The sequence below is a fragment of the Duganella radicis genome, from assembly GCF_009720825.1.
In the GTDB taxonomy this organism is placed as follows: domain Bacteria; phylum Pseudomonadota; class Gammaproteobacteria; order Burkholderiales; family Burkholderiaceae_D; genus Rugamonas; species Rugamonas radicis.
Genome location: NZ_WNKY01000108.1, coordinates 1 through 1,551, shown reverse-complemented (window position 1 = coordinate 1,551; position 1,551 = coordinate 1). Strand labels below are relative to the sequence as shown.

1 protein-coding gene is annotated in these 1,551 nt (G+C 61.4%); it reads left to right on the top strand.

The genetic code is table 11. The features are described from left to right. The first annotated feature begins 120 nt into the window (after positions 1-120). On the top strand, positions 121-1,533 hold the full coding sequence (locus tag GM676_RS31240) for an IS5 family transposase (RefSeq protein ID WP_371866425.1): 1,413 nt from the start codon (positions 121-123) through the stop codon (positions 1,531-1,533). Positions 1,534-1,551: the final 18 nt, after the last annotated feature.

Genomic DNA, 1,551 nt, shown 5'->3' with positions numbered 1-1,551 from the left:
GTCGCCCCTGAACAATCCCATACGGCCTGATTCTAAAGGCGAAACACGCGAAAAACACTGCTGAGATTTGCAAGGTATCGGTAAAATGGTGGCAATTCCTTGCAAATTTTCGAGGGTTGAATGGGACCAAAACCAGTCGGACCACAGAGCAATGACATGTTTCGCCAGCGGCTCAATGAGATGGTGAACCTCCAGCATCCGCTGGCCCGGCTGGCCCAGCACATCGACTGGCAAGTCTTCGAAGAAAAATGGGCAGGTCACTTCCCATCGTCGCGCGGCCGTCCGGCCACTTCAACTCGGCTTATCGCCGGCCTGCTGTACTTGCAGCACACGTTCGCCCTGTCCGACGAGGACGTGGTGTGGGGCTGGGTGGAGAATCCGTATTGGCAGCTGTTCTGCGGCGAAACCTGGTTCCAGCACAGGCCGCCCATCGATCCCAGTTCGCTCACGCGCTGGCGCAAGCGCATCGCCGAAGAGGGCTTGGAATGGATGCTGACGCAAACCATCAAGGCGGCGCAATCGACCGGGGTGGTCAAACCACAGAGCTTCCAGAAAGTCATCGTCGACAGCACGGTGCAGGAAAAGGCCATCGCCCATCCGACGGACAGCAAGTTGCTGGAGCGGGCCCGGCGGCAGTTGGTCCAGCTGGCCGTCGAGGCCGGGTTGACGCTGCGCCAGAACTACAACCGCGCGGCGCCAAGGCTGGCGGTGCAGGTCGGACGATATGCCCATGCCAAACAGTTCAAACGCATGCGCGGCAGCCTCAAAAAGCTCAAGACGATAGTTGGCCGCGTCTGGCGCGATGTGGAACGCCAGCTGGACCGGGCACCCGAGGCGCTCCAGCAACGCGGCTGTGAATTGCTGGCCAAGGTCGAACGCCTGCTGACGCAAAAGCGGCGCGACAAGAACAAGCTCTACAGCCTGCACGCGCCGGAGGCGGAATGCATCGCCAAGGGCAAGGCACGCCAGCCGTATGAATTCGGCGTGAAGGTGTCCATCGCCGCCACGCACAAGGAAGGGCTGGTGGTGGGCATGCGCACCATGCCTGGCAATCCCTACGACGGCCACACCTTGCTGGAAACGCTGCAACAGGTGGAGATCCTGACCGGCTGCCGGCCCAAGGAGGTCTTTGTCGATCTGGGCTATCGCGGCGCGGACGTACCGCCGGGCACGAAGGCTTACCACCACAAGCTCAAGCGCGACATCACGCGGCGCCTGCGCCGCGATATCCGGCGGCGCAGCGCCATTGAGCCGGCCATCGGGCACATGAAGAATGATGGCCGGTTACGACGCAATTGGTTGAAAGGCGCCGATGGCGACGCCTTCCATGCGCTGCTCTGCGGTTGCGGCCACAACCTGCGCATGATTCTGCGGACGCTGCGGCTTCTTTTCGGCCGTAACTCAGCTTGGCCAATATGGTCTCACCTGCTGCGATTAGCGTTGTGCCGCCCCTTGCGCCGGGACAAGGCCACTGTGTCGGATGTGCCCTCCAGTCCAGGCGTACATTGGCTGCTGGGTGCCGGCAGAATTTGAATTATTCAGACCGGACTA

Bases quoted from the DNA above. Each gene is read 5' to 3' on its own strand.
- GM676_RS31240 (WP_371866425.1), top strand. From the start codon at position 121: ATGGGACCAAAACCAGTCGGACCACAGAGCAATGACATGTTTCGCCAG.